Below are 25,073 nucleotides of genomic sequence, written 5' to 3' on the forward strand. Positions count from 1 at the left end.
GGTCGGCCGAGGGGGATCAGATGTAGTTCGTGTTCGGCTCGAGACCGCAGGCGATGCGGCCGTAGAGCTCCAGGTTGGTGTTGGGGTGCATGATCGCGTGCAGGTTGACCGTCTGGACGTCCCGCTCGATGCGCTGGATCGGCACGTCGGTGTGCACCGACGAGCCGCCGCTGGCGGTGTTGAGGATGTCGACGGCCTCCTTGGCCCGCTGGCAGACCGCGCCCATGTCGAGGCGCACCCGGGCCCGCTCCTCCAGCGTCCACTCCTCGTCGGCGACGCTCTTGGTGTCGAGCATGCTCGCCGCGCGGTGCACGTGGAAGTCCGCCTCGTCGATCTTGATGGTCGCCTCGGCCACCTGGAAGTGGGTGATCGGCGCGTCCTTCTGGCTTTCGTAGGCGGTGTAGGTGATCTTGCGCCCGGGGAGGCGCTCGAAGAACGCGTCCTTGGCCGCCTTCGCCAGGCCCGCCGGCACCGCGGCGACCGTGGTGCACGCGGTCGGCATGAACGGCGCCTTGTACAGCGGCGAGTCCGCGTTCGCGGCGGACAGGTGCTGTCCCTGCAGGACCGGGACCATCGGCAGCACGCGCGCCGACGGCACGAAGACGTCCTTGGCGATCGTGCTGACGCTGCCGGTGCCGCGCAGGCCCGCGGTGTGCCAGTCGTCGATCACCTGCAGCTCGTCGATCGGCACGAGCACCATGATCGGCTCGAACTCGCCGTTCGGGTGGGCGATGACCGCGGCGTTCGTGTTCCACTTGCTCTGCGTGGAACCGGTGTTGAAGCCCCACTTGCCGTTGAGGACGATGCCGCCCTCGGTCGGGACGCCGACCGCGGTCGGGCTGAGGATGCCGCTGATCCGCACGTCCGGGTCGGCGAAGACCTCGTCCTGCACCTCGTCCGGGAACAGCCCGGTCATCCAGGTGCTGATCGCCCACACCGCGGTGACCCACGCGGTGGAGCCGTCGCCGCGGGCCAGCTCGCCCAGCACGTCGACGACGGTCGTCATGTCGGCCTCGTACCCGCCGTAGCGGCGCGGGACGCGGAGCTTGAGCAGCCCGGAGTAGGTCAGCGCTTCGATGGTGTCGTCGTGCAGGCGCCGGTTCTCCTCGGTCCAGATCGCGTGCTTCTTCAGCAACGGCACCAGTTCCGATGCGCGGCGAACCAGCTCGCTCCTCGACGGGGCATCGGCGATGGTCATCAGGTCCTCCTCGGGAAAGGCCACGGGACAAGGCCGTTCGTGACCGTCGATCCGTGCCCCCGAACCGTCGCACCGCGGCCGGGGCCGGGGCATCTCACGCAGTGCGGTCCCGCCGCCGGGGCGGGGTACGGGCGCAATGCGGGAGACGCCGTCCGTGACCGGGCCGGGCGACGCTGGTCCGGTGTCCGCGGCCGGGGGAACGTCTGGTGGACGGCCGGGAATTCGAAGCGATTGGAGCTGGTGATGGTCTCCGCTTCCCTCCAGGAGGTTTTTGCCGTCCAGGTGGCGCGCACGCCGGACGCGACCGCGGTGAGCGGGGGTGGCGTCCGCCTGACCTACCGCGAGCTCGACGAGCGCGCCAACCGGCTGGCGCACCGGCTGATCGGCCTCGGCGTCACGCCGGACGCGCCGGTGGCCGTCCAATTGCGACGGTCCGCGGACCTGGTGGTGGCCACGCTGGCGATCCTGAAGGCGGGCGGCTGCTACGTCCCGCTGCACGACGCGTACCCCCCGGAGCGCAAGCAGTGGATCGTCGACAGCCTCGGCTCCCCGGTCCTGCTGGCCGACGCCGCGAGCAAGGATGACGGCCTGGCCGCGACCACCACGACCCTGCTGCTGGACAGCGCGGAGGAAGCCGCCGAACTGGCCGCGCTCCCGGCCACCGACCCCGGCCGGTCCGCCGATCCCGGCCAGCTGGCGTACGTGATCCACACGTCCGGGTCCACCGGCGAGCCCAAGGGCGTCGCCGTCACCCACCGGGACGCCCTCGGCCTCGCGCTCGACCCCGCGTGGGAGGGCGGCCGCCACGAGCGCGTGCTGATGGTCGCGCCGTACGCGTTCAACGTCTCCACCTACGAGCTGTGGGTGCCGCTGCTGCACGGCGGCGAGATCGTGCTGGCCCCGCCCGGCAACCTCGACGTCGAGTCGCTGCGCGCGCTGCTCGCCGAGCACCGGATCACCGGCGTGCACCTCACCGCCGGCCTGTTCCGCGTCCTGGCCGAGGAGGCCCCGGAGGCACTGTCCGGTGTGCGCGAGGTCCTCACCGGCGGCGACGTCATCGCCCCGGCCGCGGTCCGCCGGGCCCTCGAGGCGAACCCGGACCTGGTGGTGCGCGGCATGTACGGCTCCACCGAGACCACGCTCTTCGCCACGCACGAGCCGATGACCGCGCCGTTCGACGGCGGGGACGCGATCCCGATCGGCGGCCCGCTGGCCGGCGTCCGTACCCACGTCCTCGACGAGAACCTGGCCCCGGTGGCGCCCGGCGGCACCGGCGAGCTGTACCTGGCCGGCCGCGGCGTCGCCCGCGGCTACCACGGCAAGCCCGACCAGACCGCCGACCGGTTCGTCGCCGACCCGTTCGGCGCGCCCGGCTCGCGGATGTACCGCACCGGCGACCTCGTCGCGGTCGGCGCGGACGACCGGCTCGTGTTCGTCGGCCGCGTCTCGGGCCAGGTGAAGATCCGCGGCTTCCGGGTGTCCCTGGGCGAGGTCGAGGCCGTGCTGGCCAAGCACGACGGGCTCGCGCACGTCGCCGTCGTCGCCCGCGAAGGCGACGCGGGCGACCAGCGGCTGGCCGCGTACCTGGTGCCGGGCGAGGGCGACGTCGACCTGCCGTCGCTGAAGGCCCACGCGGCCCGGCTGCTGCCGGACTTCATGGTGCCCGCGTGGTTCATCGTCCTCGACGCGCTCCCGCTGACCCCCAACGGGAAGATCGACCGCGCGGCCCTGCCCGAGCCGGAGGCCGGCCCCGCGGTCGAGTACGTCGCGCCGCGCAACCCGCGCCAGGAGACCCTCTGCGCGATCTTCGCCGAGGTGCTCACCACCGACCGGGTCGGCATCGAGGACAGCTTCTTCGACCTCGGCGGCCAGTCGCTGCTGGCCATGAAGCTGATCAGCCGCATCCGCGCGGCGCTGAACGCCGACCTGTCGATCAGCGACCTGTTCGACCAGCCGACGGTGGCCGGGCTCGACGCCCTGCTCGACGAGCAGGCCTGAGCCCCGCCGAGGGAAGGAGACCGCCGATGACGAACCCCTTCGACGACCCGCGGAGCAGTCTCTCCGTGCTGGTCAACGCCGAGGGCCAGCACAGCCTCTGGCCCGCGGCCGCCGCGGTGCCCGCCGGGTGGACCGCGGTGCACGGGCCGGCCGGGCGGGAGGCGTGCCTCGAGTACGTGCGCACCCACTGGACCGACCTGCGCCCGCGCGGGCTGGCCGCCCGCCTCGACGCGCACTGAGCCCGGAACGACTACGGAGAAGGACACATGACGTCAACAGACAGCTCGGTCTTCGCCGAGGTCCTGGTCGACCACATCGAGGTGGCCGTGGTCGACCTCGGGTCGGCGACGCGGTGGCTGACCGAGGGCTACGGGTTCACCGTCGCCGCCGAGTCGGCCGGGCCGGCGGAGACCCGCTCGGTCGAGCTCGTGCGCAACGACATCCGGTTCGTGCTCACCGAGGCCCAGGTGGACGACCACGCGACGGCGGCGTACATCGAGCGCCACGGTGACGGCGTCTCGGACATCGCCCTACGCGTCAAGGACGCGGCCGCCGCGTACGACGAGGCCGTCCGGCGCGGCGCGCGACCCGTCGCTCCACCGTCCACTCAGGACGGAACCGTGACCGCGAAGATCATCGGCTTCGGCGATGTCACGCACACGTTCGTGCAGCCCCTCGGCGCCGCGGCGGAGCGGGTGCTGCCCGGCCAGCGCCGCGTCGTGAGCGAGGCCGCCGACCCCGGCGCCGGCCTGCTGACGGTCGACCACTTCGCGGTCGTCGTCGAGCCGGGCCGGATCGACGACAACGTCGAGTTCTACCGGTCCGTCCTGGACTTCGAGCTGATCTTCGACGACCGGATCGTCGTCGGCGACCAGGCCGTGGTCACCAAGGTCGTGCAGAGCCGCTCGGGCGCCGTCACGCTCACGCTGATCGAGCCGGACTCGTCGCAGTCGGCCGGGCACATCGACGAGTTCCTCAAGGACCACGGCGGACCCGGCGTGCAGCACATCGCCTTCACCGCCGACAGCATCACCGAGACGGTGAGCACGCTGGGCGCCCGCGGCGTCGAGTTCCTCGACACCCCGGACACGTACTACCAGCTGCTGCGCGAGCGCGTCGAGCTGTCGCGGTACTCGGTGGACGAGGTGCAGGCGCTGAACATCCTCGTCGACGAAGACCACGACGGGCAGCTGCTGCAGATCTTCACGCGCTCGGTGCACCCGCGCAACACCCTGTTCCTCGAGGTGATCGAGCGGCTCGGCTCGCGCTCGTTCGGCTCGGGCAACATCAAGGCGCTGTACGAAGCCGTGGAACTGCAGCGGGGCCGGGGAGACGCGTCGTGAGCGCGGGGTTCAGCAACGGCAGCTCGCTGCCGGACTTCCGCGCCGCGGCGGAGCGGCTGCGGGTGCCCGGCATGGGCACCGAGGTGATCGCCCCGCTGCTGTCGCACCTGGTCCACCTGGTCCGGCCCGAGCGCGTGCTCGAGGTCGGGATGGGCTACACGACGCCGTTCATCGCCAAGGCACTGGCCGAAGTGGACGAGCTCGTCGAGGCCGAGGCCAAGGCGCTCGTCGGCAAGAACGCGCCGTACCTCGACAGCGGCCGCGAGTTCGACGAGGACTGGATCACCACCGAGCCGGCCCTGCTGGTCCCCGGTTACTACCGCGAGCCGCGCAAGTCGCGGTTCATCGCGGTGGACGACCTGTCCGACGAGTACTCCTCGGCGGCGAAGTGCCAGGACCTGCTGACCGAGCTGGGCCTGGGCGGCAGCGTCACCGTCGTCAACGCGAAGATGCGGCAGTGCCGCGACGCGCTGCCGGCCGACTTCCTGCCCATCGACTTCGCCTGGGTCGACGCGTGGGACTGCCTGTACTTCTTCGAAAACTGCCTCGACCTGATCAACCCGGACGGCGGCATCCTGGCGATGCACTACCTGCGGACCTACCCCGAGGGGGAGGCCATCCTGGAGTACATCGCGGACACCCAGCGGATCCGGCCCGGCGAGTTCGAGGTGCTCAGCCTGCTGGAGAGCCAGAAGGTGCGGCAGAACTCGATCACCGTGCTGCGCCGGACCAAGGGGCCGAAGAAGGAGTACTCCGACGTCGGCCAGCGGGCCAAGCTGTCGGGCGCGTTCCGCGAGGACGCCATCCGTCTTGCCGAGGCGGACCACCAGCGCACGTGAAAAGACGTGCGCCCGGCACCTCCCGGCTAGCGTCGCCGAACGGAAGCGGCTGAGTGCTGCTCAGCCGGCGGTCGACCAGCCGGGAGGTTTCGCCGTGCCCCTGAACCAGACACACCCCGAGGCGGTGGAAGTCGCCACCGGGCTGCAGTTCCCGACCAGCCTCGCCTTCGACGACGCGGGCGGCGTCTTCGTCGCCGAGTCCGGTCTCGCCTTCGGCGGCGCGGCCCCGGGCGGCAAGGTCTGGCGGCTCGCCGGCGGCGACCGCACGCTCGTCGCGGACGAGCTCGCCGCGCCGGTCACCGGCCTGTGCTGGTTCGAGGGCGACCTGTTCGTCTCCGAAGGCGGGGCCGGCCGGATCATCCGCGTCGACCCGGGCGGGCGCAAGCACGTCGTCGTCGACGGCATGCCCGGCCCCGGCAACTACCACACGAACATGGCCGTGGTCGGCGCCGACCGGAAGCTCTACTTCAGCCAGGGCGCGATGTCCAACCTCGGCGTGATCGGCCTGGACGCCTACGAGCTCGGCTGGCTGCGCCGGCTGCCGCACGCGTTCGACCTGCCCGGCCTGGACATCGAGCTGACCGGGTTCAACGCGACCACCCGGGACCCGTTCTCCGACGAGCCCGGCGCGACGATCGCCACCGGCGCGTTCGGCCCGTTCGGCACGCGGACCACCGCGGGCCAGAAGATCGCGGCGCAGCTGCCGTGCACCGCCGCCGTGCTGCGGTGCGAGCTCGACGGCTCCGGCATGGAGCTGGTGGCCTGGGGGCTGCGCAACGCGTTCGGCCTCGGCTTCCTGCCCGACGGCCGGCTGATCGCGCTCGACCAGGGCGCCGACGACCGGGGCAGCCGCCCGATCGGCAACGCCCCCGACCTGCTCTTCGACGTCCGGCAAGGCAGGTGGTACGGCTGGCCGGACTTCGTCGGCGACCGCCCGGTGACCGACCCGGCGTTCGCGCCCGAGCGCGGCACGCAGCCGGAGTTCCTGCTGGCCAACCACGAAGACCTGCCCGCGCCCGAACGCGCGCTGCTGGAGTTCGAGCCGCACGTCTCGGCCACCCGCTTCGCCGTCGTGCCGGGCGGGTCGCTGGCCGGGCAGCTCGTCGTGACGCTGTTCGGCGACGAAGCCCCGATGTGCCTGCCCGCCGGCGGCCCGCCGGTCGGGCGCAGCCTCGTCGTCGTCGACCCGGCGGACTGGTCGCTGCGGGAGCTGCCCGGCGCGCCGGCGCTCGCCCGGCCCATCGACGTCGGGTTCGCGCCTGGCGACGACGCGCTGTACCTGCTCGACTTCGGGAAGTTCGAGATGTCGGAGGACGGCGTCCAGGCGACCCAGGGCACCGGGCGGCTGTGGCGCTGGGAGTCCTGGTCGGACCGTCCACACCGGACACCGATCGGCTGATCGGGAGCCGCACCGCACGAGAAGCCAGTCACTCCGGCGCGAAGCTACGGTGGAGTCCACGCGGAGCCCGGCCCGGGCCCCGCCGGAGTCCGAAGTGGACTCCCCGTGGGGGAGCTGGGGTGACTGGCTGGCGCGCGACGGTGGTCGCCGCGCCCGGCCGGGGTTGGAGACCATTGTGCCGTACTCGCGTTCGCTGCTCGGCTGCCTGGCCGACTTCGCCCGCACCCGGCCGGAGTCGACCGCGCTGGTGCTGGGCGACGTCCGGGTGTCCTACGCCGAACTGGCCGCCATGACGATGTCGGCCTACGAGGGCCTTTCGGCGCTGCAGCTGCCGGCCGAGGCCCGCGTCGCGGTGCACGCCGCGAAGACCCCGCGCACGGTGGCGCTCATCGTGGCCTGCCTGCTCGCGCGCCGCCCGTTCATGCTGCCCTCCACCGAGCTCGGAGCCACGGCGCTGGAGGAGCTGCTGGAGAAAGCCGACTGCACCGACGTCCTGACCGCCGAGCCCGGCGCCGGCGTCGGCGGCCGGCGGATCCACAAGATCGACACCACCGCGGTCCCGCCGGACGGCGACCTGGCCGGCCTCGACGGCATCACCGGCCCCGACGTCAGCCCGGACGCGACCTCGTTCATCTTCACGACCTCCGGGTCCACCGGCCTGCCCAAGGTGGTGCCGCTCAGCTTCCAGGCCGTCGAGCGCTTCACCGAGTGGGCGGTGACGAAGTTCCGGCTGCGGCCCGGCACGGTGGTGCTCAACTACGCGCCGTTCAACTTCGACCTCTGCCTGCTCGACATCCGCGCCACCTTCAAGGCCGGCGGCACGACGGTCCTGGTCGAGCCGGACAAGGCCACCAACGGCAAGTACCTCGCCGAGGTGATCCGCACCGAAGGCGTCGAAGTCGTCCAGTCGGTCCCGATGCTCTACCGGCTGCTCGCCGACGTCCCCGACGTGACGCCGTTCGAGTCGGTCAAGCACGTGATCGTCACCGGCGACAAGATGCCCGCGAAGCTGCTGCCCGAGCTGCCGCGGCTGTTCCCGAACGCGCGCTTCCACAACATCTACGGCGCCACCGAGACCAACGACAGCTTCATCCACGAGATCACCGGCTTCGAAGGCGAGGGCCCGCTGCCGATCGGCCGGCCGCTGCCCGGGGTCGACGCGCTCGTGCTCGACGCCGACGGCGAGGTCGTCGACGGCCCGGCCACCGGTGAGCTGCTCGTGTCGACGCCGTTCCAGACGGCCGGGTACGCGGTCGGCGGCGGGGCGGACAAGTTCGTCGAACGCGAGGGCGGCCGCGTCTACTTCCGCTCCGGCGACCTCGTCGAGCGCGCCGCCGACGGCGTGTTCACGCTCGTCGGGCGCACCGACTCCCAGGTCAAGGTCCGCGGTGTGCGGGTGAACCTCGAGGAGATCGAACAGGTCCTGCTCGGCCACGAGCGGATCGCCGGCGCGGCCGTCGTGGCGGTGCCCGACGACGTCGCGGGGCTCGTCATCCACGCGGTCGTCCGCCGCGACACGACCGAACCGCTCGGCGTGCTCGCGCTGCGCCAGTTCTGCCGCGAGCGCCTGGCGCGGGCGGCGCTGCCCACCACGATCCGCGTCGTCGACGACCCGCTGCCGACGACGTCGACGGGCAAGACCGACCGCAAAGCCGTCATCCGAGACCTGTTGAACGGGAGCTGACATGGGTTATTCCGAGCAGATCAAGCAGTACGTCCTCGACGAGTTCCTGCCGGGCGTCGGCCCGGAGGAGCTCGAGGCCGACTACGACCTGCGCGCCAACGGCGTCATCGACAGCCTCGGCCTGCTGCGCGTGGTCACCTGGCTCGAGGCCACGTTCGAGATCCCGATGGAGGAGGTCGAGATCGTCGAGCAGGACTTCACCTCCATCACCTCGATCTCCCGGTTCGTCGAGCTGCACTCGGCGGCGGGCTCGTCCGATGTGGACTACCTGGGAAAGGCGGCCTGACACAGTGATCATCCGCAAACTTTCGGAAGTCGAAGGCGTCGAGTGGGGCAACGGCCTGAGCCACCGCTTCCTGACGCTGCGGGACGGCATGGGCTACACCGTGACCCACACGATCGTCCGCGCCGGCACCGACTCCGCGCTGGAGTACAAGAACCACCTCGAGGCGTGCTACTGCATCGCCGGCAGCGGCAAGGTCATCGACTCCGCGGGTGACGAGCACGTCATCGAGGTCGGCACGATCTACGCCCTCGACAAGCACGACCCGCACCACCTGATCGCCTCGCCGCACGAGGACATGGTGCTGGTCTGCATGTTCACGCCCGCCCTCATCGGCGACGAGTCGCACAACCTCGACGACGAATTCTCCAACTACTGAGCCGGAGCTCCCCCGATGCAGCAGTGGACCGACAAGCAGCAGGAGCTGCGGGACGGCTACACCGAGGCCTTCCGGGCCTGGGGCGCCGACCACCTCCGGCGCGACCGCGAAGCCGAGTTCGCCGGCGAGCTGTGGCCGGAGATCGGCGCGACGGGCCTGTTCGGCCTGCCGTTCGGCACCGAGTACGGCGGCGGCGGGCACGACCTGCCGACGACCATGCACGTGCTGGAGGGCCTCGGCCGCCACTGCCGCGACGGGGGGCTCGGGTTTTCTATCTCGACGCAGCTGGTCAGCACCGGCGTGCCGGTCCACCGGTTCGGCTCGAAGGAGCTGAAGCACCGGCTGCTGCCGAAGGTCATCGACGGCTCGGTGATCTGCGCCCACGCGATCACCGAGCCGCACGGCGGGTCCGACGCGGCCGCCATGCAGACCACGGCCGAGCGTCGGGACGACGACCACTACGTCCTCAACGGCCGGAAGTTCTTCATCACCAACGGCCCGGTCGCCGACGTCGTCCTGGTCTACGCCCGGACGTCGCCGGGCACCGGCCCGCTCGGCATCAGCGTGTTCGCCGTCGAGAAGGGCACGCCCGGCTTCGAAGCCGGGCCCCCGATCGACAAGATGGGCCTGCGCACGTCGCCGCTGGGGAACCTGACGTTCACCGACTGCGTGGTGCCCGCGGCGAACATGGTCGGCCGCCGGGGCAAGGGCTTCCTGCTGCTCGACTACGTCATGAAGTGGGAGGTGCTGCTGTCCTTCGCGATCAGCCTGGGCGCGATGGAGCACCGTCTCGAGCAGAGCGTCGAATACGCGAAGACCCGCAAGCAGTTCGGGGCGCCGATCGCGTCCTGCCAGCTGATCGCGGAAAAGATCGTGCAGATGAAGATGGACCTGGAGACCACCCGCAACTGGTTCTACGACACCGCGAAGCGGTTCGAGGCCGGCGAGGACGTGATGGTGGACGTGGCCATGGCGAAGGTGCTCGCGAGCGAGGCCAACGTCCGGTCGGCCACCAACGCCGTGCAGATCTTCGGCGGCCGGGGCTACCTCAGCGAGTTCGGCATCGAGAAGGAACTGCGCGACGCCACCGGCGGCACGATCTACTCCGGCACGTCGGAGGTCCAGCGGGACAAGGTCGCCAGAATGCTCGGAGTGCGCTGACAGGCGCCGGAACCGGAAGAAGGACGACATGGCGGCCGAGACGCCTCCGCAAGACCTGCTCGGGGTCACCCCGTTCCTGGACTACGACCACCCGGTCGTCCGGGACTTCGTCGGGCAGGCGCTCGACGGAAGCGAGCAGACCCTCACCGACAAGGCGGTTTCGCTGTACTACGCGGTCCGCGACAAGCTGCACTACGAGGTCTACGGCGCGGCGCTGAGCCGCGACGGCCTCAAGGCCAGCGCGATCATCGAGCGCGGCCGCGGGTTCTGCGTCCACAAGTCCATCGTGTACGCCGCGGTGTGCCGCGCGGCGGGCGTGCCGAGCCGGATCGCGCTCACCGACGTCCGCAACCACCTCGCGTCGCCGCGGCTGCGCGAGCTGGTCGGCGGGGACGTGTTCCGGTTCCACGCGCTCAACTCCGTGTACCTGGACGGCAAGTGGGTCCGCGCGACGCCGGTGTTCAACAAGTTGCTGTGCCGGCTCTACGGCATCACGCCGCTGGAGTTCGACGGTTCGGCCGACAGCATGTCGCACCCGTACGACAGCAAGGGCCGCCGGTACATGGAGTTCCTCCACGACTACGGCGACTTCGACGACTTCCCGTACGAGCTCGTCGTCGAGGGCATCCGCTCGGCCCACCCGGCCCTGTTCGCCAGCCGCTACGAGACGGCGGGCGGCTCGCTCGTCGCCGAGGCGGCCGACGAGACCGACGAGACCGGCGAGTCCGGGCTGAAGGCCGCGTAACCGAGCACAGCGGGAGATGCGGTCCGCCGTCGCGCGGGAGGACGGTGGACCGCAGCTCCTGGGGGGAGTCCTGGAAAGGAGCGGTGATGGTGGATCTGGCGCCCGGCTTCGTCCGGAGCCGGTGGCAGCGGTCGGTGCTGGGCCGGTTCCCGGGGCTGGGCAAGCTCACGGTGAGCAGCCTCCTCTCGGAGACCGCCGACGAGTTCGCCTCCGTCGCCCTGATCTGGATCGTGCTGGTGGAGACCGGTTCCCCGGCGCTCGCCGGGCTCGCGGTGCTCTTCCGCCGCTTCCCGGAGATCGTGTCGGGGCCCCTGCTCGGCGCGTGGTTCGACCGCTGGTCGCCGGTGAAGCTCACCGCGATCGGGTTCGCCGTCCGCGGCATCGCGATCGGCGGCATCGCGCTGCTGTCGGTGGTCGGCACGTTCAGCGTGCCGGTGGTGCTGGGCCTGTGCCTGGTCATGGGCGTCACGAACCCGCTGGCGAAGGTCGGCACCCGCGTCATCACGCCGCTGCTCATCCCGCGCCGCGAGCTGCAGGTGGCCAACGGCGTGCTGACCATCGGGGACCAGTTCCCGTACCTGGTCGGCCCGGTCCTCGGCGGTTCGCTGGCGGGCTTCATCGGCATCTGGGCACTGTTCATCCCGGCGCTCATGTGCCTGGTCGCGACGGCGCTGGTGCTCGGCGTGCGGGTGAACCCGGCGCTGGCGGTGCCGGCGTCGCCGTCGCCGGCTCCGAAGAAGAACAGCTTCGTCGCGGGGTTCGGTCCGCTGATCACCGTGCCGGTGGTCCGCGCGATGATGATCCTGACGGTCATCTACTTCCTGTCCTACGGCCCGCTGCTGACCGCGATCCCGGTGTTCTCCGAGCAGAACCTCGGCGCCGGCGGCGCGGGCTACGGCGCGATGTGGTCGGCGATGGGCGTGGGCGCGCTGCTCGGCCTGGTGATGGTGCCGCGCCTGGCGCGGTTCCGCCCGGCGGTGGTCAACGCGGTGGGCGCGACGGTGTGGGGTCTCATCCTGCTGCCCCTGGTGTTCGTGCACGCGTTGCCGCTGGCGCTGGTGATCATGTTCGTCGGCGGGTTCGTCTGGGCGCCGTACGCGTCGACCGAGATCAGCGTCATCCAGAACGCGGTGACGTCCGAGCAGTACGGCGCGGTGTTCGGCGCCCGCCGCTCGGTGATCGTCGCGTCGTCCCCGACGGGCGCGGCCCTCGGCGGCGTGCTGCTGGAGCACTTCAGCGGGTCCCAGGTGGTCGCGCTGTCGGGTATCGCGTGCGTGCTCGGCGGCGCGTTGTGCCTGTGCCTGCCGTCGGTCCGCGCGGAGAAGCCGGTACCCGCACCGCACGTCGAGCCCGAGCCCGAACCCGTCCGAGTTTCCCAGGAGTGACCAGCGAAATGGCGCCACGCATCCTGCTCATCGGCGGCAACCCGAAGCACTTCCACGCGGCGAAGGCGGCCGGCTGCGAGGTGGTGTACGTCCAGAACCCGGACGAGTTCAAGCCGGAGTACGGCCCCCTGGTGGTGGGCGCGATCCTCGCGGACTACACGGACTGGGCGACGTTCGCCCCGCTCGTCGAGGCGGCGCACCGGGCATGGGGCTTCACGACGGTGGTGTCGCTGACGGAGCCGGGCCTCGACCCGGCGGGGAGAGTCCGTGACCTGCTGGGTCTCGGCGGCCCGTCGTACGAGGTGAGCCACCGGTTCACGGACAAGGCGGTGATGCGCCGCCGTCTCGCGGAGGCGGCCCACCCGGACGTCCCGGCGATCGGCGCGGCGGTGCTCGAGGGCCACGAAAGCTTGACGGCGTTCGGCGAGCGTTACGGCTACCCGTTCATCGTGAAGCCGGGAGCGGGCACGGCGAGCTTCGGCGTCCACCGCGTGGACAGCGCGGACCAGGTCGACGCGGTGTTCTCGGCCATCGAGCGGGAGCGGGACGTGTCGGATCACCCGTTCCTGGGCCAGTACGACCTCGACGAGTACGTGCTGGAGGAGTACATCGACGGGACGCTGTACAGCGCGGAAGCGTTCTCGTTCGGAGGGACGCACACGGTCCTGGCGATCACGGAGGCGGTGACGCTGCCCGGGACGGTGGTCCACGCGGGCCACGCAGTCCCGGCCCGGCTGTCGCCCACGGAGGTGGCGGCGGTCGAGCGGATGATCCCGGCGTTCCTCGACGTGCTCGGCTACCCGGACGGCCCGAGCCACACGGAGTTCAAGTTCAGCCCGCGCGGCCCGGTGGTGATCGAGTCCCAGAACCGCATCGGCGGAGCGCTGATCAACGAGATGGTGTTCGCGGTCCACGGAGTCGACATGCACGAGCTGACGATGAAGTGGCCCCACGGCTTGGTATCCCCGATCGTGGCCGCCCCACCCGCGTCAGGTGCGGCGGCAAGCTGGCTGGCGGTGGCGGAGCCGGGCGAGATAGTGGAGATCGCGGGAGTGGACGGGGTATCGGCGGACCCGGCGACGCTGGCGATCGACCTGGGCGGAGCAGCGCCGGGGGATGTGGTGCGCTCGTTGGACGGATCGTGGGACGGATTGGGCCACGTAGCGGTGACCGCGGCCGACACAACGGCGGCGATCGAGTTCAGCCAGGCAAAGGTGGCGGACATCAAGGTCCGCACGAGGCCGGCGGAAGAGTAAGGGTTTAGCGGCGAGCGAGGGCCCCGGTGCCGGTCGGCGCACCGGGGCTTTCGCATGCCCGGGGCGGGTTCAACGAGCTTGCTCGAGAAGCTGACGGAGCTCGGATCGAGTCAGCCGGCCTCGGTTTCCCATGAGGTAATAACCAGGCACCTTCAAGGTTCTCAGCTGATGCACGACGCTCTTCAACTCTGACCATGCGGCGGCTTCCCTTTCTCGGGAGCTGGTTCGGGAAAGCCCGTTGCCTGTAGCAAAGATGTCCCAATAGGTGTATCCGAGTCGGATGAACCTTTCCATGAGGTCGTTGACTCGAGGGTCTCGACGCCAGGGGTGCTTGGCGACGCTGAGCTCCTCCCATGGCGAGTATAGGATCGGGGCAACGCGTTGCGACGAGACGAAATCCTGCTGCTGCCGTTCCTGGCCACTCTCCCTGACCCACTGGCTCGCTTCGAAGCAGGCTTCCACCCACATACGCTCCGGCTTGTTCAGGATGACATTCCTGAGTGTCGGATGCGGGTTCTCGGATCCGCTGGAGACGAGCTCGTGTGCGGCTCGGCGAAACGCGATGGCCGGCTTGGTGAACGCGATGTCGTCTGCCGTGACGTGGTAGTGGTTCCAGTCCAGATCGGAGTGGAGGAGCGACGCGGTGGGCTTTCCTCTCTCCTGTCTGAATATCATCTGCTCGCCGTAGGTGTTCTCGAAGTACGCGAGGTAGTCCGTCGCGTCGAAGGTGACGCCCGACAGCCTGGTGAGAAACCTGTGGAAGTCCCCGGTTTCGGAGATGTACAGCCTCGCCTTGAGCGCGAAGGTGTCGATCGTGGCATCGTCCAGCTTGTTCGCGGGGTTGACCTTGATCGACTTTATGGGTTCGTCGGCTTTCTTAGCCCGGCGGATCTGTGCGCTCGCGTTCGCCCAGAACAACTCCATCGAGTTCGGGTCTTGAACCACGCAGAAGACCGGCGTGTTGCTGTTGGACCAGTAGTCGAGGTGATCTTTGATGGCCACCCTGAACCCGCTCGCGGTCCGGTAAGATGCCCCTCCCTTGATCTGAACGGCGATGGTGTCTCCGGTACGCTCGCCGTTCTCCGTGAAGCTCACATAAACGTCTTCGCCGTGGTCGTTTCCGCCGTCGATCTCCTGCACTATGAAGTCGTGGCGCTCCATGAGTGCTCGAAACGAGTTCACTGCCCCGCGCTCGACAGATCGATTCTTGTTGACGGTCATGACCGTAATGGTCTCACGCCACCGAAAGGTGGAAGCCGCACGGAGTCTTCCCAATGTGAAACAGGCCCGCCCCCAACCGGGGAGCGGGCCCGTTCTCACGCGCGCGGGTCACGGCACTCCGACGACACCCGTGCAGTAGTCCTCGATGTACGCGCGCTTCGCCGCCTCGCCTCGGTCCGTGCGCAGGAAGCGGGCCCACGCCCGGCGCTCGTGGGCCGTCGTGTCCAGTTCGACCACGTTCTGCGTGGCGCGGAATGCTCCCGGCTTGGCCGGGTAGCGCTTGAACTCGTCGCCGTCCAGGAAGAAGATTGCCGTCCACAGCTCGTCCTTGCGCCACAGGCCCACGATCAAGTAGTAGCCGCCGTCGTGGTGGAGCTGCGCGTAGCCGAGCTCGTTCTCGAACTCCAGCTCGCCCGACTCCGCCTGGTCGCGCAGGTACTGGCGGGCCTGCTCGCTGATCGCCGGCGCGGCCTCTTCGCCCTCTTCGCGGACGTCGTACCACTTCAGGTACGCGCCCGGCAGCCGCAGGTCTTCGCCCGGGTAGATCCGCTTCGCGACGTGCACCCACTCCTCCGGGATGTCCGCCAGCTCGCTCAGTTCCGTGATCGCTTTGGTCACTTGGGTACCGCCTCACCTGTGTAGAGCCCGTTCAGTTCGTACTCGCGCAGCTGCTTGTAGTCCGACTCGACCTGCTCCGGGTCGTCCGCCTCGAGGTAGACGTAACCCACCGAGGTCGCCAGGTCGACCGTCCGCCGTACGGGGCCGCCCGGCGGCGTGGTCAGCACCAGGTCGACGAACGACGGCAGCGCGCGCACCGCCGCGAACCCGGCCTCGTCCGGCACCACGCCGTCGCCCGGGCTGATCAGCGTCACGTACCGCAGGAACGACCGCGGCCGGTACGTCGGCAGCCGCCGTTCGGTCACCTCTTCCGGACGGGCCACCGCCAGCGCCAGGCACTCCACCTGGTTGGTGCCGATGCACCGCGAGATCACCGCGGGCTGGTGCGAGCCGCCCATCCGCGCGCCGGACTCGACCAGCACCGGCCCGGTCGGGGTGAGCATCACCTCGGTGTGCCCGGCGCCGTTGCGGATTTCCAGCGCGTCCAGGACGTCCAGCGTGTAGCCGACCAGGTCCGCCACGCGCGGCTCCTCCAGCGGCACCGGCTGCTCGTAGTCGTACATCCAGTGGCCGCCGTCGAGGGCCCGCTTGTGGTAGCGCCACACCTCGACCACATGGTGTACGCCGTCCCGGCTGACGGTGTTGACGAAGTACTCGTCCCCGTGCAGGTATTCCTGCGCCAGCACGGTTTCGTTGCGCGAACCGTACCGCGTGGTGCCCGCCAGGATCGCCGCGTGCCCGGTGCGCACCTCGTCGACCGAACCGCAGATCCGGACGTTGTCGGTGCCCGCGCTCGCCAGCGGCTTCAGCACGACCGGCCAGCTGCCCAGCGCTTCCGCCCAGGCGACGACCTCGTCAGCGGACGGCGACGAGAACGACGCGGCCGTCGTGACGCCTGCTTCCCGGACCGCCGCCACCATCTCGTACTTGTCGCGCCGCGCCCGCGGCCGGCTCATCCCGTTGCCCGGGGTGCCGAGCGCCGCCGACAGCTCGTCGGCCAGCAGCACCCCCGACTCGGTCCCGGCCAGCACGAACCCGACGTCGAGGCGCCGCAACGCATCCGCGGTCTCGCCGACGTCGCCCAGGTGCCGGACGTCGGCCTCCGCAGACCCGCGCAGGTGCACGTCCGGTGCCTCGGACCGGACGCGCACCGTCTCCAGCCCGTGGGCGGCCAGCGCCGCGGGCAGGTGCGCCGCGATGCCGTCCGCGTCGACGACCGCCACCCTCACGACGTGGCTCCGCCCAGCTGCGGGATCGACGCCGCCGCGAGGTCGAGCTGCTCTTCGTTGACGACGTCGTCTTCCAGCGTGCCCGCGAAGTACTTGTCGTAGGCGACGAGGTCGAAGTGACCGTGCCCGGACAGTCCGAAGAGGATGGTCCGGCTGACGCCTTCGGCGCGGCACTTCAGGGCTTCGTCGATCGCGCCGCGGATGGCGTGCGTCGACTCCGGCGCCGGCAGGATCCCTTCGGTGCGGGCGAACTGCACGCCCGCTTCGAAGCACCCGGTCTGCCCGACCGCGATCGGCTCGATGAGCTTGTCCTCGACCGCGCGGCTGACGAGCGGGCCGATGCCGTGCGCGCGCAGGCCGCCGGCGTGCACGGGCGGCGGCATGAACTCGTGGCCGAGGGTGTGCATCCGGAACAGCGGCCCGAGCCGGCCGGTGTCCGCGTAGTCGTAGGCGATGGTGCCGCGGGTCAGCGTGGGGCAGGCGGCCGGCTCGACGGCCAGCACCCGCACCGCGGGCCCGCCGCGCAGCTGCGCGCCGATGAACGGGAACGTCAGGCCGGCGAGGTTGCTGCCGCCGCCGGAGCAGCCGACGATGACGTCCGGGTAGTCCCCGGCCAGCTCCATCTGCAGCAGGGCTTCCTGCCCGATGACGGTCTGGTGCAGCAGCACGTGGTTCGCGGCGCTGCCGAGCACGTAACCCAGCGACGGGTCGGTGGCCGCCGTCTCCAGCGCCTCCGAGGTGGCGATGCCGAGGCTGCCGGGGGAGTCGGGGTACTTGGCCAGGATCTCCCGGCCCACCGCGGTTTCCGGGCTCGGGCTGGGGACGCACGTCGCGCCGTAGGACTCCATCAGCGCCCGGCGGTAGGGCTTCTGCTGGAAGCTGACCTTGACCATGAACACCTTGGCGGTGAGCCCGAAGAGCGCGGCCGACAGCGCCGTCGCGCTGCCCCACTGCCCGGCGCCGGTCTCGGTGATCAGGCCGGTCTTGCCCGCCTGCTTGTTGTAGTACGCCTGCGGGATCCCGGTGTTCGGCTTGTGGCTCCCGGACGGCGCGACACCCTCGTACTTGTAGTAGATCTTGGCGGGCGTGCCGAGGGCCTGCTCGAGCCGGCGCGCGCGGTAGAGCGGGCTGGGGCGCCACTGGGCGTAGAGCTGGCGCACCGGTTCCGGGATCTCGATGTCCCGCTCGGTGCTCAGCTCCTGGTCGATGATGGGCTCCGGCATCGTCGCGCCCATTTCGTCGCGAGTCAGCGGAACCCCGGTCGCCGGGTTGAGCGCGGGCGCCAGCGGGGCGCCGGGCAGGTCGGCGGCAATGTTGTACCAGGTGCTCGGAATCTGGGACTCGTCGAGCTGGAACTTGCTTCTCTCCATCGCGGAGCCTCTCGTCGTTGTGCAGTACCGGATCCGACGCACGGCGGTGCCCGCCGGCACGCCCCGATGCTGCCGTCCCCGGCCGCCCGCGCACATCTCCCGGAGTGCGCGCTCTGGGCCATCGGCGGCCGAGGTGCGCTAATTTCGTTTCGCAGCCACGAAAACGCGAGGGGAGTTCCCGTGGGACACGTAACGTCGGCCGACGGCACCGTCATCGAGTTCGACAAGGTCGGCTCCGGCCCGCCGCTGGTCCTGGTCGGCGGCACGTTCCAATACCGCGCGTTCGACCCGCGCACGCAGGAGCTGGCCGACCTGCTCGGCCGGGACTTCACGGTGTACCACTACGACCGCCGCGGCCGCGGCGGCAGCACGGACACCCCGCCGTACGCGGTCGAGCGTGAGCTGGAGGACCTGGCCGCCCTGATCGCCGACGCCGGTGGTTCGGCCCACGTGTTCGGCATGTCCGCCGGCACGGTGCTCGCCCTCGACGCCGCCGTCCGCCCCGGCAGCGGCGTGACGAAGCTGGCGACGTACGAGCCGCCGTTCATCACCGACGACACCCGCCCCCGCCCGTCCCCGGCGTTCCTGCCGAAGCTGACGGCCCTGATCGAGGACGACCGCCGCGCCGACGCGGTCGAGCTCTACCTGGCGGAGTCCTTCGGCGCCCCGCCGGAGCGGATCGCCGAGATGAAGGCATCGCCGCTGTGGCCGGGATTCCTGGGCGTCGCGCCGACGCTGGTCTACGACAGCATCCTCCTGGGCGACGGCTCCCTGCCGCAGGGACGCTGGGCGGGCCTGACCCAGCCGGTCCTGGTCCTCGACGGCGGCGCGAGTCCGGCGTCGTTCGGCAACGCCGCCCAAGCGCTGGCCGACGCCCTGCCGCACGCGCGGCGCCGCACCTTGCCCGACCAGGAGCACGCGGTCGCGCCGGACGTCCTGACCGCCGCGCTCCGCGAGTTCTACCTGGGTTGACCGGCTCGGCTCCTCACGCGGCGTCCGATGTGGAGGCCGGCCCGTCGGGGGCCGGCTCCGGCGCGGGTGCGCGCGCGGCGCGTTCGGCCAGGTACCGCAGCTTCGTCAGGTGCCGCCGGACGAGCCCCGCGCGCCGGGCTTCGTCGAGGGTGTTTCGGGTGACGCGGTTGGCGCGCCGCCTCCGGTGTCGTCCTACTTGGTGGTCCACGGTGTGGTTCGCCTCCTTCATAGGTGGGCTAGAAGTTCGCTCGATCGGGTGATGTCTTGGAAGCACGGCGGCCGTGATCGCTGGGCGTGACCGATCGCGTGCGGAAAGCCTCAGGTAACAAGGTTGTCTCGGGATGGGCTCGGTCAGAACCGCTGGGCCACCTGGCCGCTCGCACGATGCGACTTCCGGAGTCCGCCTGCACGGGATGACTGTCCAAAGTGGGGACAGGCCGACGGCGCGGGAGGAGGGCCCGAGGTGGGCCGGTCACGATGGCCAGGGGGCGTCGTGCGCAGCCGCGCACGACGTCTTCCCTGGTGGCGCCCCCGGCAGGACTCGAACCTGCGACCTAGAGATTAGAAGGCTCTTGCTCTATCCAGCTGAGCTACGAGGGCCTGCGCCGACGGCTGCTGCCGGCAACCCGGCAATGGCAGCTTAGTCGTCGCCATCCTCTCGATCGTTCGACACCGGCGAATCGTTTCAGGTCTCGTTCGACGGAATTCGGAAGTTCGGTGGAAGCGTGGTGTAGACCTCCTTGAGTGTCGGGTGCGGTGCTGAGGGTGACCGGACGGGCTTCCGGACGAGCCTCGAACCTGTAATCTGGCGATCAGAAGGCTCTTGCTGTGTCCAGCCCGACCACGCTCGCCCGCACGTCCCTGCGGCCGGGCAGGCAGCGCCGCGAGCGTCCGCACGCCGCTGCTTGCCCGCCGCGGCGGGCGGTGCGCTGGTTCCCTCACCTGCATGAATGCCTTCTCTGGACTCGTTGATCTATCCGCGGTGGTTGTGGGTGGGCCGCGCTTTGCTCGACGGGTGGTTCGCGTGGGTTCGGCGGCCTTGCCGGGCTACGCGTGGGGTTCGTCGAGGTGGGGCGCCGTTGGTGGCTGCCCCGGCGCAGGGTTTGACGGTTGCGCGTGGCTGCCGTGCGGGCCTGGAGGGCCGGTTGTGGGTGGCCGGCCGCGAGGGGTGAGTTGGCTGGGACGCCTGGCTGCCCCGGTGGACGGCGCGGTGGTTGGGGTGAGACTGAGACGGCCTCTTGGGGCGGGGCCTGGGTGGTTGTCCGGCGGGCGCCGCTATGGATCACGCGCCCGCCGGACAGGCTCAGGAAGCCGGTTGGGTGACTCAGGGCCGCGCTAGGACCAGCCGCGAGTTCCCGCGCACTTCGGAGCCGAGGAAGCCTCTGAGCCGCCCGGATGGGGGGTGTCGAGCCCTCCGTGGGAAGCCCGTGGGCGCGCCCCGCCGCTGGGGCGCGCCCACGGGGTGGGGCCGCTGTCGGGGAGCGGCCCCGGTCGGGTCCGGCCGCCGCCGCGAGCCGGCTCCTGCCCTGGAGCGGACGGCGGTGCGGGCCCGGGTCGGTGGTGGGACATGTGGTGTGGCCTGGGTCGGCGGGCTGCGCCGACGTGGGCCCGGGTCGGTGGGCTGTGGTCGAGTGGGCTCGGGTCGCGGTGGCCACGTGGGCCCGGGGTTGGTGGGCTGCGGTCGACTAGGCCCGGGGCGCGGCGGCGACGTGGGCCCCCGGTCAGTGGGCTGCGGTCGAGTGGGCCCGGGTCACGGGGCTACCTGGCCCACCCCGGTCAGGGGGTCACTCCCAGAGTTGGATCCCGCGGACCAGGAACGGCGCGTCCGGGACGTACGTGCCGCCGCCCGGGTAGGTGACGAAATCGCCCTCGGTCGAGCATTCCTCGCTCTGGTACACCGTGACGTCCCGCGTCAGCAGATTCGCGAACGACGACCCCACGAATCCCTCGGGCAGCGGAATGCATTCCCCGGGATTCGTCGTGCGCAAGTCGAATCGCGAGATCTCGCCGCCGTAGTCGTTCGCCGACCACAGGCAGAACTCGCCCTTCTGGCACCCGGGTTCGGACGCGGCCTGAGCGGTTCCGACGCTGGTCAGCAGACCCAGCGCGGCCAGGATCAGCAGGTGCGGCAGCCGGGCGCGGAAACGGCGTGAAGACATCGTGGATTCCCCTCTGGATTCGCGGCTTCCGGGCCGCGGTGAACTGGTGATTCCAGGTTGGCGGGCGGCGGAAGATTTGTCAGCCCGCGATTTCGGATCTGTGGACAGGTCGGCGGGCGGGGACCGGTTGTCCACAGATCCGCGAACGGTCTTGCGGGCGGAAGAACGCGGTGCTAGGCGGGGCCCGTGCTGCCCCGCACCACCAGGGAAACCGGCACTTCGGACGGCGCCGGCACCGAGCCGCCGGCCAGCAGCCGCAGCACCAGCTCCCCGGCGATCCGGCCCTTGGCCGCCAGGTCCTGCCGGACCGTGGTCAACGGCGGCGACGACCACGACGCCGGCGGACTGTCGTCGAACCCGGCCACCGAAAGCTCCTCCGGCACGCGGATCCCCAGCTGCCCCGCCGCGGCGAGGACCGCCAGTGCGAGCTGGTCGGACATGCACAGCACCGCGGTCGGCCGCGGCGTCGCCCGCAGCAGCGCGAACGCCCCCGGCAACGCACTCTCCACGCTGAGCCCGGCCGCTTCCTCCACGACGACCGACGCCGGATCCAGCTCGTCCAGGTACCCGGCCAGCCGCTCGCGCGTGTCGCGGAACGAAGCGGCAGCCGCGGCCTCGACCGACAGACCGCCGCCGCCGGGCGTGACCCGGCTGCAAGCGGCGAAGATCCCGAACCGCCGGTGACCCAGCGAAACGAGGTGCCGCGCCGCCAGCGCCGCCCCCTCCCGGTCCGCGCACCCGATCCGCGCCGCGCCGGGCAGCAGCGGCTGGTCGATCACCACCAGCGGCAACCCCCGCGCCCGCACCGAATCCAGTGCCGGAGCGCCGTCGGCCAGCGAATACACCACCGCGATGTCGGCCTGCGCGGTCAGCACCCGCTCGGCCGGCGGCCCACCGGAAGCACCGCCCGGCAGGAGCAGCAAAGCGTGCGGGTCGACCACCCGCGCCAGCGCGTCCAAGGTCAAAGACAGCGCGGGGTCGGAGAACGCCGCCGACAACGACGTGTCCAGCAGCACCGCGACGGCCCCCGTCCGGCTGGTGGCGAGGCTGCGCGCGGTCGGGTCCGGGCCGGCGTAACCCAGCGAAGCGGCCGCCTGCAGAACCTGCTCACGCAGCTGGGAAGACAGCTGGTCAGGCCGGTTGTACGCGTTGGAGACCGTGGCCCGCGAGACACCCACGGCCGATGCGACGTCGTCGAGCGTGGGACGGCGGCGCCGGGTCATCCGCGCAGTGTAGCCATGGACTTTCTGAAGCGCTTCAGTCACGCTGAAGCCATGCGGGATCGGATCGCGGTGTTCGTCGTCTTCGCGCTCAACGGCCTCGCGCTCGGTTCCTGGGCGTCGCGCACGCCCGCGCTCGCGACGCAGGTGCACGCCTCACCCGGCGTCTTCGGCCTGGCGCTGCTCGGCGCCAGCGTCGGGATGCTCGCCGCCGCGTCGGTGTCCGGCCGGATCATCGAACGCGCGGGCGCTCGCATGGTGGTCGCCGGGAGCACCGTCAGCGCGGCCGGCTCGATGGTGCTGGTCGGGTTCGCGCCCACCGTGCCGCTGCTGGCCGGCGCGCTGCTCCTGATCGGCGCGAGCGTCGGGATGCTCGACGTCGCGATGAACGTCGCCGCGGTCGCTGTCGAACGCCGGCTCCGCCGCGCGATCATGCCGGAGTTCCACGCGGGGTTCAGCTTCGGCGCGCTCGCCGGTTCGCTGGCCGCGGGCCTCGCCGCCGGCCACGACTGGTCGCCGGGGCGGCACCTGACCGTGGCCGCCGTCGTCGCCGTCGCGGTGCTGCTGCCCATCCTCCGCGCGGTCCCCGGCAGCCGGCCCGAGCACAGCGAAGGAGTCACGCCGGGCCGGGCGCCGATCCGCCGTCCGGTGCTGTGGCTGCTCGCCGCGGTCGCGTTGTGCTCGGCGATCGCCGAAGGCGCGTCGTCGGACTGGTCCGCGCTGCTGATGACGGTCGAACGCGGCGTCGGCCAGGGTGCCGCGGCGCTCGCGTTCGCCGGCTTCCAGCTGGTCATGGCCCTGACCCGGCTCGCCGGGACGTACGCGCAACGCCGCTTCGGCCCCACGCGCTGCCTGGCCGCGGGGTCGGTGCTCGCCGCCGCCGGGCTGCTCGCCGCGGCCGCGATCCCGGTCGCCGCGGTCGGTTACGCCGGGTTCGCGCTGGCCGGCGCGGGTCTCGCGGCCTCGTTCCCGATGGCCCTCAGCCTGGCCGGCGACGCCGGGAAGCGCGGCGACGGCACCGGCGGCGAGCGCGAGATCGGGTTCGTCACGGCCATCGCCTACACCGGGTTCCTCGCCGGCCCGCCGATCGTCGGCGGCATCGCGCAGGTGACGGACTACGGCGTGGCGTTCGGGTTCGTCGCGCTGGTCGCCGCGCTGATCCTGCCCGCCGCCGTCGGCGCCCGGCGCGCGCGGAAGCGGGAGGAAGCCGCGCTGACCGTCGAATCGTGACGCGGGGCCGGGATCCCTACGCCGCGGCCCCGTTGACAGTGCGGAACCGTGCGGGGCAAGCTGAGCGCGTCGTAAGCTGAAATGAATGGACCGACGTTACGAGTTCAGGTGGGCTGGTCAGGGTAGGGGCCTTGACCCGGGGAGGACGTCGTGAGGGTTGTGCTGCTCGGCGGCGCGGGGGCGCTAGCCGGCGGAGCCGGGCTCCCGCTCGTGCAGGGGGCGGTGCCGAGGCTCGTGCTCGTGCCGGTCGCGTTCCGGCTCGCGTTGTTCCTGCAAGCGATCTGGGCCGGTGACCCGCTGGGCGCTCCGGTGCTCGGCCTCGCCATCGCGCTCTACCTCGTGCCGAACCTGGCCGAGGTGGCCTGGGTCTTCCACCGCAGCACGGGCATCCGGCCCGTGCTCGTCGCCGACACCGCGTACACGCTCGTCACGAGCTTCGCCGCGGCGGTGTTCGCCCCGGCTCTGCTCCCGCTGACCTGGCCGAACATCATGGGCACGGTCATGGTCTGGACGCTGCTGCGCGGCGCGCCGGCGGGAGCCGTCGCGATCACCGGCGCCGTGCTCCTGCGCTACGGCATGGCCGGCGTGTCCGGGACGTCGGCGCCCGCGACGTGGATCGTGCTCGCCCTGGTCGCGGCCGCCGCGACGGCGCTGGCGATCGTCATGCTGGTCGCCGGCTCGATGCGGTTCGCGCACCGGCTGGGCGAACAGCGCGGCCGGGCCGCCGAACGCGAGCGGCACCGGCGCGACGTCCACGACACCGTCCTGCAGGTGATGGAGTCCCTCGCGCTGCCGGCGCCCCGCGACGCCCTCGACCCGGTCGGCAGCCTCGACCAGGTCCGCAGCATCGCCCGCGCGCACGCGCTGCGCCTGCGGCTGAGCCTCGACGGCGACGCGCCCGCCGAGCCCGGCGGCCTCGAACACCGCCTCGGCGCGCTCGCGGTCGAGATGACGGCGGAGGGGCTGCGCGTCGACCTCGTCCCGCTCGCGAAGCCGTCCGACGTCCCCGAGAGCGTCGTCAACTCCTTGCACGACGCCGCGCGCGAAGCGCTGCGAAACACGTTGAAGCACGCGAAAACGTCGAAAGCCGTCATGTGTCTCGAAGAGCGCGACGGCGTGGTGACGGTCTCCGTGCGCGACCACGGAACGGGTTTCGACGTCGGCGCGCGCCGCGGCGGCTTCGGCATCGAGAACTCGATCCACGCCCGGCTGGCCGAAATCGGGGGCACCGCGCGGATCGACTCGGCGCCCGGGCAGGGCACCCGCGTCGTGCTGACCGCGCCGCTAGATGTGATGTCCAGGGACGTTGTCCCGAGTTGAGGTGACCGGTGGCGGCCTGTCGCGCAGACAGGTGAAGGCCTCCGGATGTGAAGTGGAGCTGTCT

Annotated in this window: 23 protein-coding genes and 1 tRNA gene; 15 read left to right on the top strand and 9 right to left on the bottom strand. The window is 71.2% G+C overall.

Annotated features, from left to right (window positions below; genetic code table 11):
• Window positions 1-16: 16 nt before the first annotated feature.
• Window positions 17-1,198 (bottom strand): acyl-CoA dehydrogenase family protein, encoded by a 1,182-nt coding sequence (locus ACZ7OH_RS45655; protein ID WP_470286632.1) that lies wholly within the window; start codon window positions 1,196-1,198, stop codon window positions 17-19.
• Window positions 1,199-1,441: 243 nt separating this feature from the next.
• Here ACZ7OH_RS45655 and ACZ7OH_RS45660 point away from each other — a divergent pair, with 243 nt between their 5' ends.
• The 12 genes from ACZ7OH_RS45660 to ACZ7OH_RS45715 all read left to right on the top strand — a co-directional run bounded on the left by ACZ7OH_RS45660 (window position 1,442) and on the right by ACZ7OH_RS45715 (window position 13,670).
• Window positions 1,442-3,196 (top strand): amino acid adenylation domain-containing protein, encoded by a 1,755-nt coding sequence (locus ACZ7OH_RS45660; protein WP_470286633.1) that lies wholly within the window; start codon window positions 1,442-1,444, stop codon window positions 3,194-3,196.
• A 26-nt stretch (window positions 3,197-3,222) separates the two neighbouring features.
• Window positions 3,223-3,435: an MbtH family protein gene (locus ACZ7OH_RS45665; RefSeq protein ID WP_372666501.1), complete on the top strand. Its 213-nt coding sequence runs from the start codon at window positions 3,223-3,225 to the stop codon at window positions 3,433-3,435.
• Between the two features lie 27 nt (window positions 3,436-3,462).
• Window positions 3,463-4,539: a 4-hydroxyphenylpyruvate dioxygenase gene (hppD, locus tag ACZ7OH_RS45670; RefSeq protein WP_470286634.1), complete on the top strand. Its 1,077-nt coding sequence runs from the start codon at window positions 3,463-3,465 to the stop codon at window positions 4,537-4,539.
• Window positions 4,536-5,378, top strand: coding sequence for an O-methyltransferase (locus tag ACZ7OH_RS45675; RefSeq protein ID WP_470286635.1), 843 nt, complete (start codon window positions 4,536-4,538; stop codon window positions 5,376-5,378). The genes hppD and ACZ7OH_RS45675 overlap by 4 nt, the downstream gene beginning before the upstream one ends.
• 94 nt (window positions 5,379-5,472) lie before the next feature.
• Window positions 5,473-6,777 (top strand): PQQ-dependent sugar dehydrogenase, encoded by a 1,305-nt coding sequence (locus ACZ7OH_RS45680; RefSeq protein WP_470286636.1) that lies wholly within the window; start codon window positions 5,473-5,475, stop codon window positions 6,775-6,777.
• Window positions 6,778-6,826: 49 nt separating this feature from the next.
• Window positions 6,827-8,461 carry an AMP-binding protein gene (locus ACZ7OH_RS45685; protein WP_470286637.1) on the top strand — a complete coding sequence of 545 codons (1,635 nt, stop codon included), beginning with the start codon at window positions 6,827-6,829 and terminating at the stop codon, window positions 8,459-8,461.
• Between the two features lies 1 nt (window position 8,462).
• Window positions 8,463-8,747, top strand: coding sequence for an acyl carrier protein (locus ACZ7OH_RS45690; protein WP_400904195.1), 285 nt, complete (start codon window positions 8,463-8,465; stop codon window positions 8,745-8,747).
• Between the two features lie 4 nt (window positions 8,748-8,751).
• Window positions 8,752-9,123 carry an ectoine synthase gene (locus tag ACZ7OH_RS45695; RefSeq protein WP_086671488.1) on the top strand — a complete coding sequence of 124 codons (372 nt, stop codon included), beginning with the start codon at window positions 8,752-8,754 and terminating at the stop codon, window positions 9,121-9,123.
• A 15-nt stretch (window positions 9,124-9,138) separates the two neighbouring features.
• Entirely contained in the window at window positions 9,139-10,284 is a 1,146-nt protein-coding gene (locus ACZ7OH_RS45700; protein ID WP_470286638.1) for an acyl-CoA dehydrogenase family protein, read from the top strand.
• 28 nt (window positions 10,285-10,312) lie between these two features.
• Window positions 10,313-11,029, top strand: coding sequence for a transglutaminase-like domain-containing protein (locus tag ACZ7OH_RS45705; RefSeq protein WP_470286639.1), 717 nt, complete (start codon window positions 10,313-10,315; stop codon window positions 11,027-11,029).
• 86 nt (window positions 11,030-11,115) lie between these two features.
• Complete coding sequence (locus ACZ7OH_RS45710; RefSeq protein WP_470286640.1) at window positions 11,116-12,414, top strand: MFS transporter; 1,299 nt, start codon at window positions 11,116-11,118, stop codon at window positions 12,412-12,414.
• 8 nt (window positions 12,415-12,422) lie between these two features.
• Complete coding sequence (locus tag ACZ7OH_RS45715) at window positions 12,423-13,670, top strand: ATP-grasp domain-containing protein (RefSeq protein ID WP_470286641.1); 1,248 nt, start codon at window positions 12,423-12,425, stop codon at window positions 13,668-13,670.
• 69 nt (window positions 13,671-13,739) lie between these two features.
• On the opposite strand, the gene ACZ7OH_RS45720 is transcribed toward ACZ7OH_RS45715, so the two are convergent.
• The 4 genes from ACZ7OH_RS45720 to ACZ7OH_RS45735 form a co-directional block, all read right to left on the bottom strand.
• A complete protein-coding gene (locus tag ACZ7OH_RS45720; protein WP_470286642.1) occupies window positions 13,740-14,891 on the bottom strand; it encodes a DUF4365 domain-containing protein in 1,152 nt (383 codons plus the stop codon).
• Window positions 14,892-14,999: 108 nt separating this feature from the next.
• On the bottom strand, window positions 15,000-15,509 hold the full coding sequence (locus ACZ7OH_RS45725) for a hypothetical protein (RefSeq protein ID WP_470286643.1): 510 nt from the start codon (window positions 15,507-15,509) through the stop codon (window positions 15,000-15,002).
• On the bottom strand, window positions 15,506-16,738 hold the full coding sequence (locus ACZ7OH_RS45730) for a hypothetical protein (protein ID WP_470286644.1): 1,233 nt from the start codon (window positions 16,736-16,738) through the stop codon (window positions 15,506-15,508). The genes ACZ7OH_RS45725 and ACZ7OH_RS45730 overlap by 4 nt, the downstream gene beginning before the upstream one ends.
• Window positions 16,735-18,108, bottom strand: a complete 1,374-nt coding sequence (locus ACZ7OH_RS45735) for a TrpB-like pyridoxal phosphate-dependent enzyme (RefSeq protein ID WP_400904208.1) — start codon at window positions 18,106-18,108, stop codon at window positions 16,735-16,737. Before ACZ7OH_RS45735 ends, ACZ7OH_RS45730 begins: the two co-directional genes overlap by 4 nt.
• Window positions 18,109-18,288: 180 nt before the next feature.
• Here ACZ7OH_RS45735 and ACZ7OH_RS45740 point away from each other — a divergent pair, with 180 nt between their 5' ends.
• Entirely contained in the window at window positions 18,289-19,080 is a 792-nt protein-coding gene (locus tag ACZ7OH_RS45740; RefSeq protein WP_470286645.1) for an alpha/beta fold hydrolase, read from the top strand.
• Window positions 19,081-19,093: 13 nt separating this feature from the next.
• Here ACZ7OH_RS45740 and ACZ7OH_RS45745 read toward each other — a convergent pair whose 3' ends face one another.
• From ACZ7OH_RS45745 to ACZ7OH_RS45760, 4 genes are all read right to left on the bottom strand, one after another.
• Window positions 19,094-19,288, bottom strand: coding sequence for a hypothetical protein (locus tag ACZ7OH_RS45745; RefSeq protein ID WP_470286646.1), 195 nt, complete (start codon window positions 19,286-19,288; stop codon window positions 19,094-19,096).
• A gap of 315 nt (window positions 19,289-19,603) precedes the next feature.
• Window positions 19,604-19,680 (bottom strand) — tRNA-Arg (locus ACZ7OH_RS45750).
• A 1,184-nt stretch (window positions 19,681-20,864) separates the two neighbouring features.
• A complete protein-coding gene (locus ACZ7OH_RS45755) occupies window positions 20,865-21,239 on the bottom strand; it encodes a peptidase inhibitor family I36 protein (protein WP_400904213.1) in 375 nt (124 codons plus the stop codon).
• 173 nt (window positions 21,240-21,412) lie between these two features.
• Complete coding sequence (locus tag ACZ7OH_RS45760) at window positions 21,413-22,462, bottom strand: LacI family DNA-binding transcriptional regulator (protein WP_470286647.1); 1,050 nt, start codon at window positions 22,460-22,462, stop codon at window positions 21,413-21,415.
• Between the two features lie 51 nt (window positions 22,463-22,513).
• Between ACZ7OH_RS45760 and ACZ7OH_RS45765 the strand changes: the two genes are divergently transcribed.
• The gene (locus tag ACZ7OH_RS45765; protein ID WP_470286648.1) at window positions 22,514-23,689 is read left to right on the top strand and encodes an MFS transporter; all 1,176 of its coding nucleotides are present in this window, start codon (window positions 22,514-22,516) and stop codon (window positions 23,687-23,689) included.
• A 159-nt stretch (window positions 23,690-23,848) separates the two neighbouring features.
• On the top strand, window positions 23,849-25,009 hold the full coding sequence (locus ACZ7OH_RS45770; RefSeq protein ID WP_470286649.1) for a sensor histidine kinase: 1,161 nt from the start codon (window positions 23,849-23,851) through the stop codon (window positions 25,007-25,009).
• The last annotated feature ends 64 nt before the right edge of the window (window positions 25,010-25,073 follow it).

Source organism: Amycolatopsis sp. NPDC114478 (assembly GCF_055633805.1).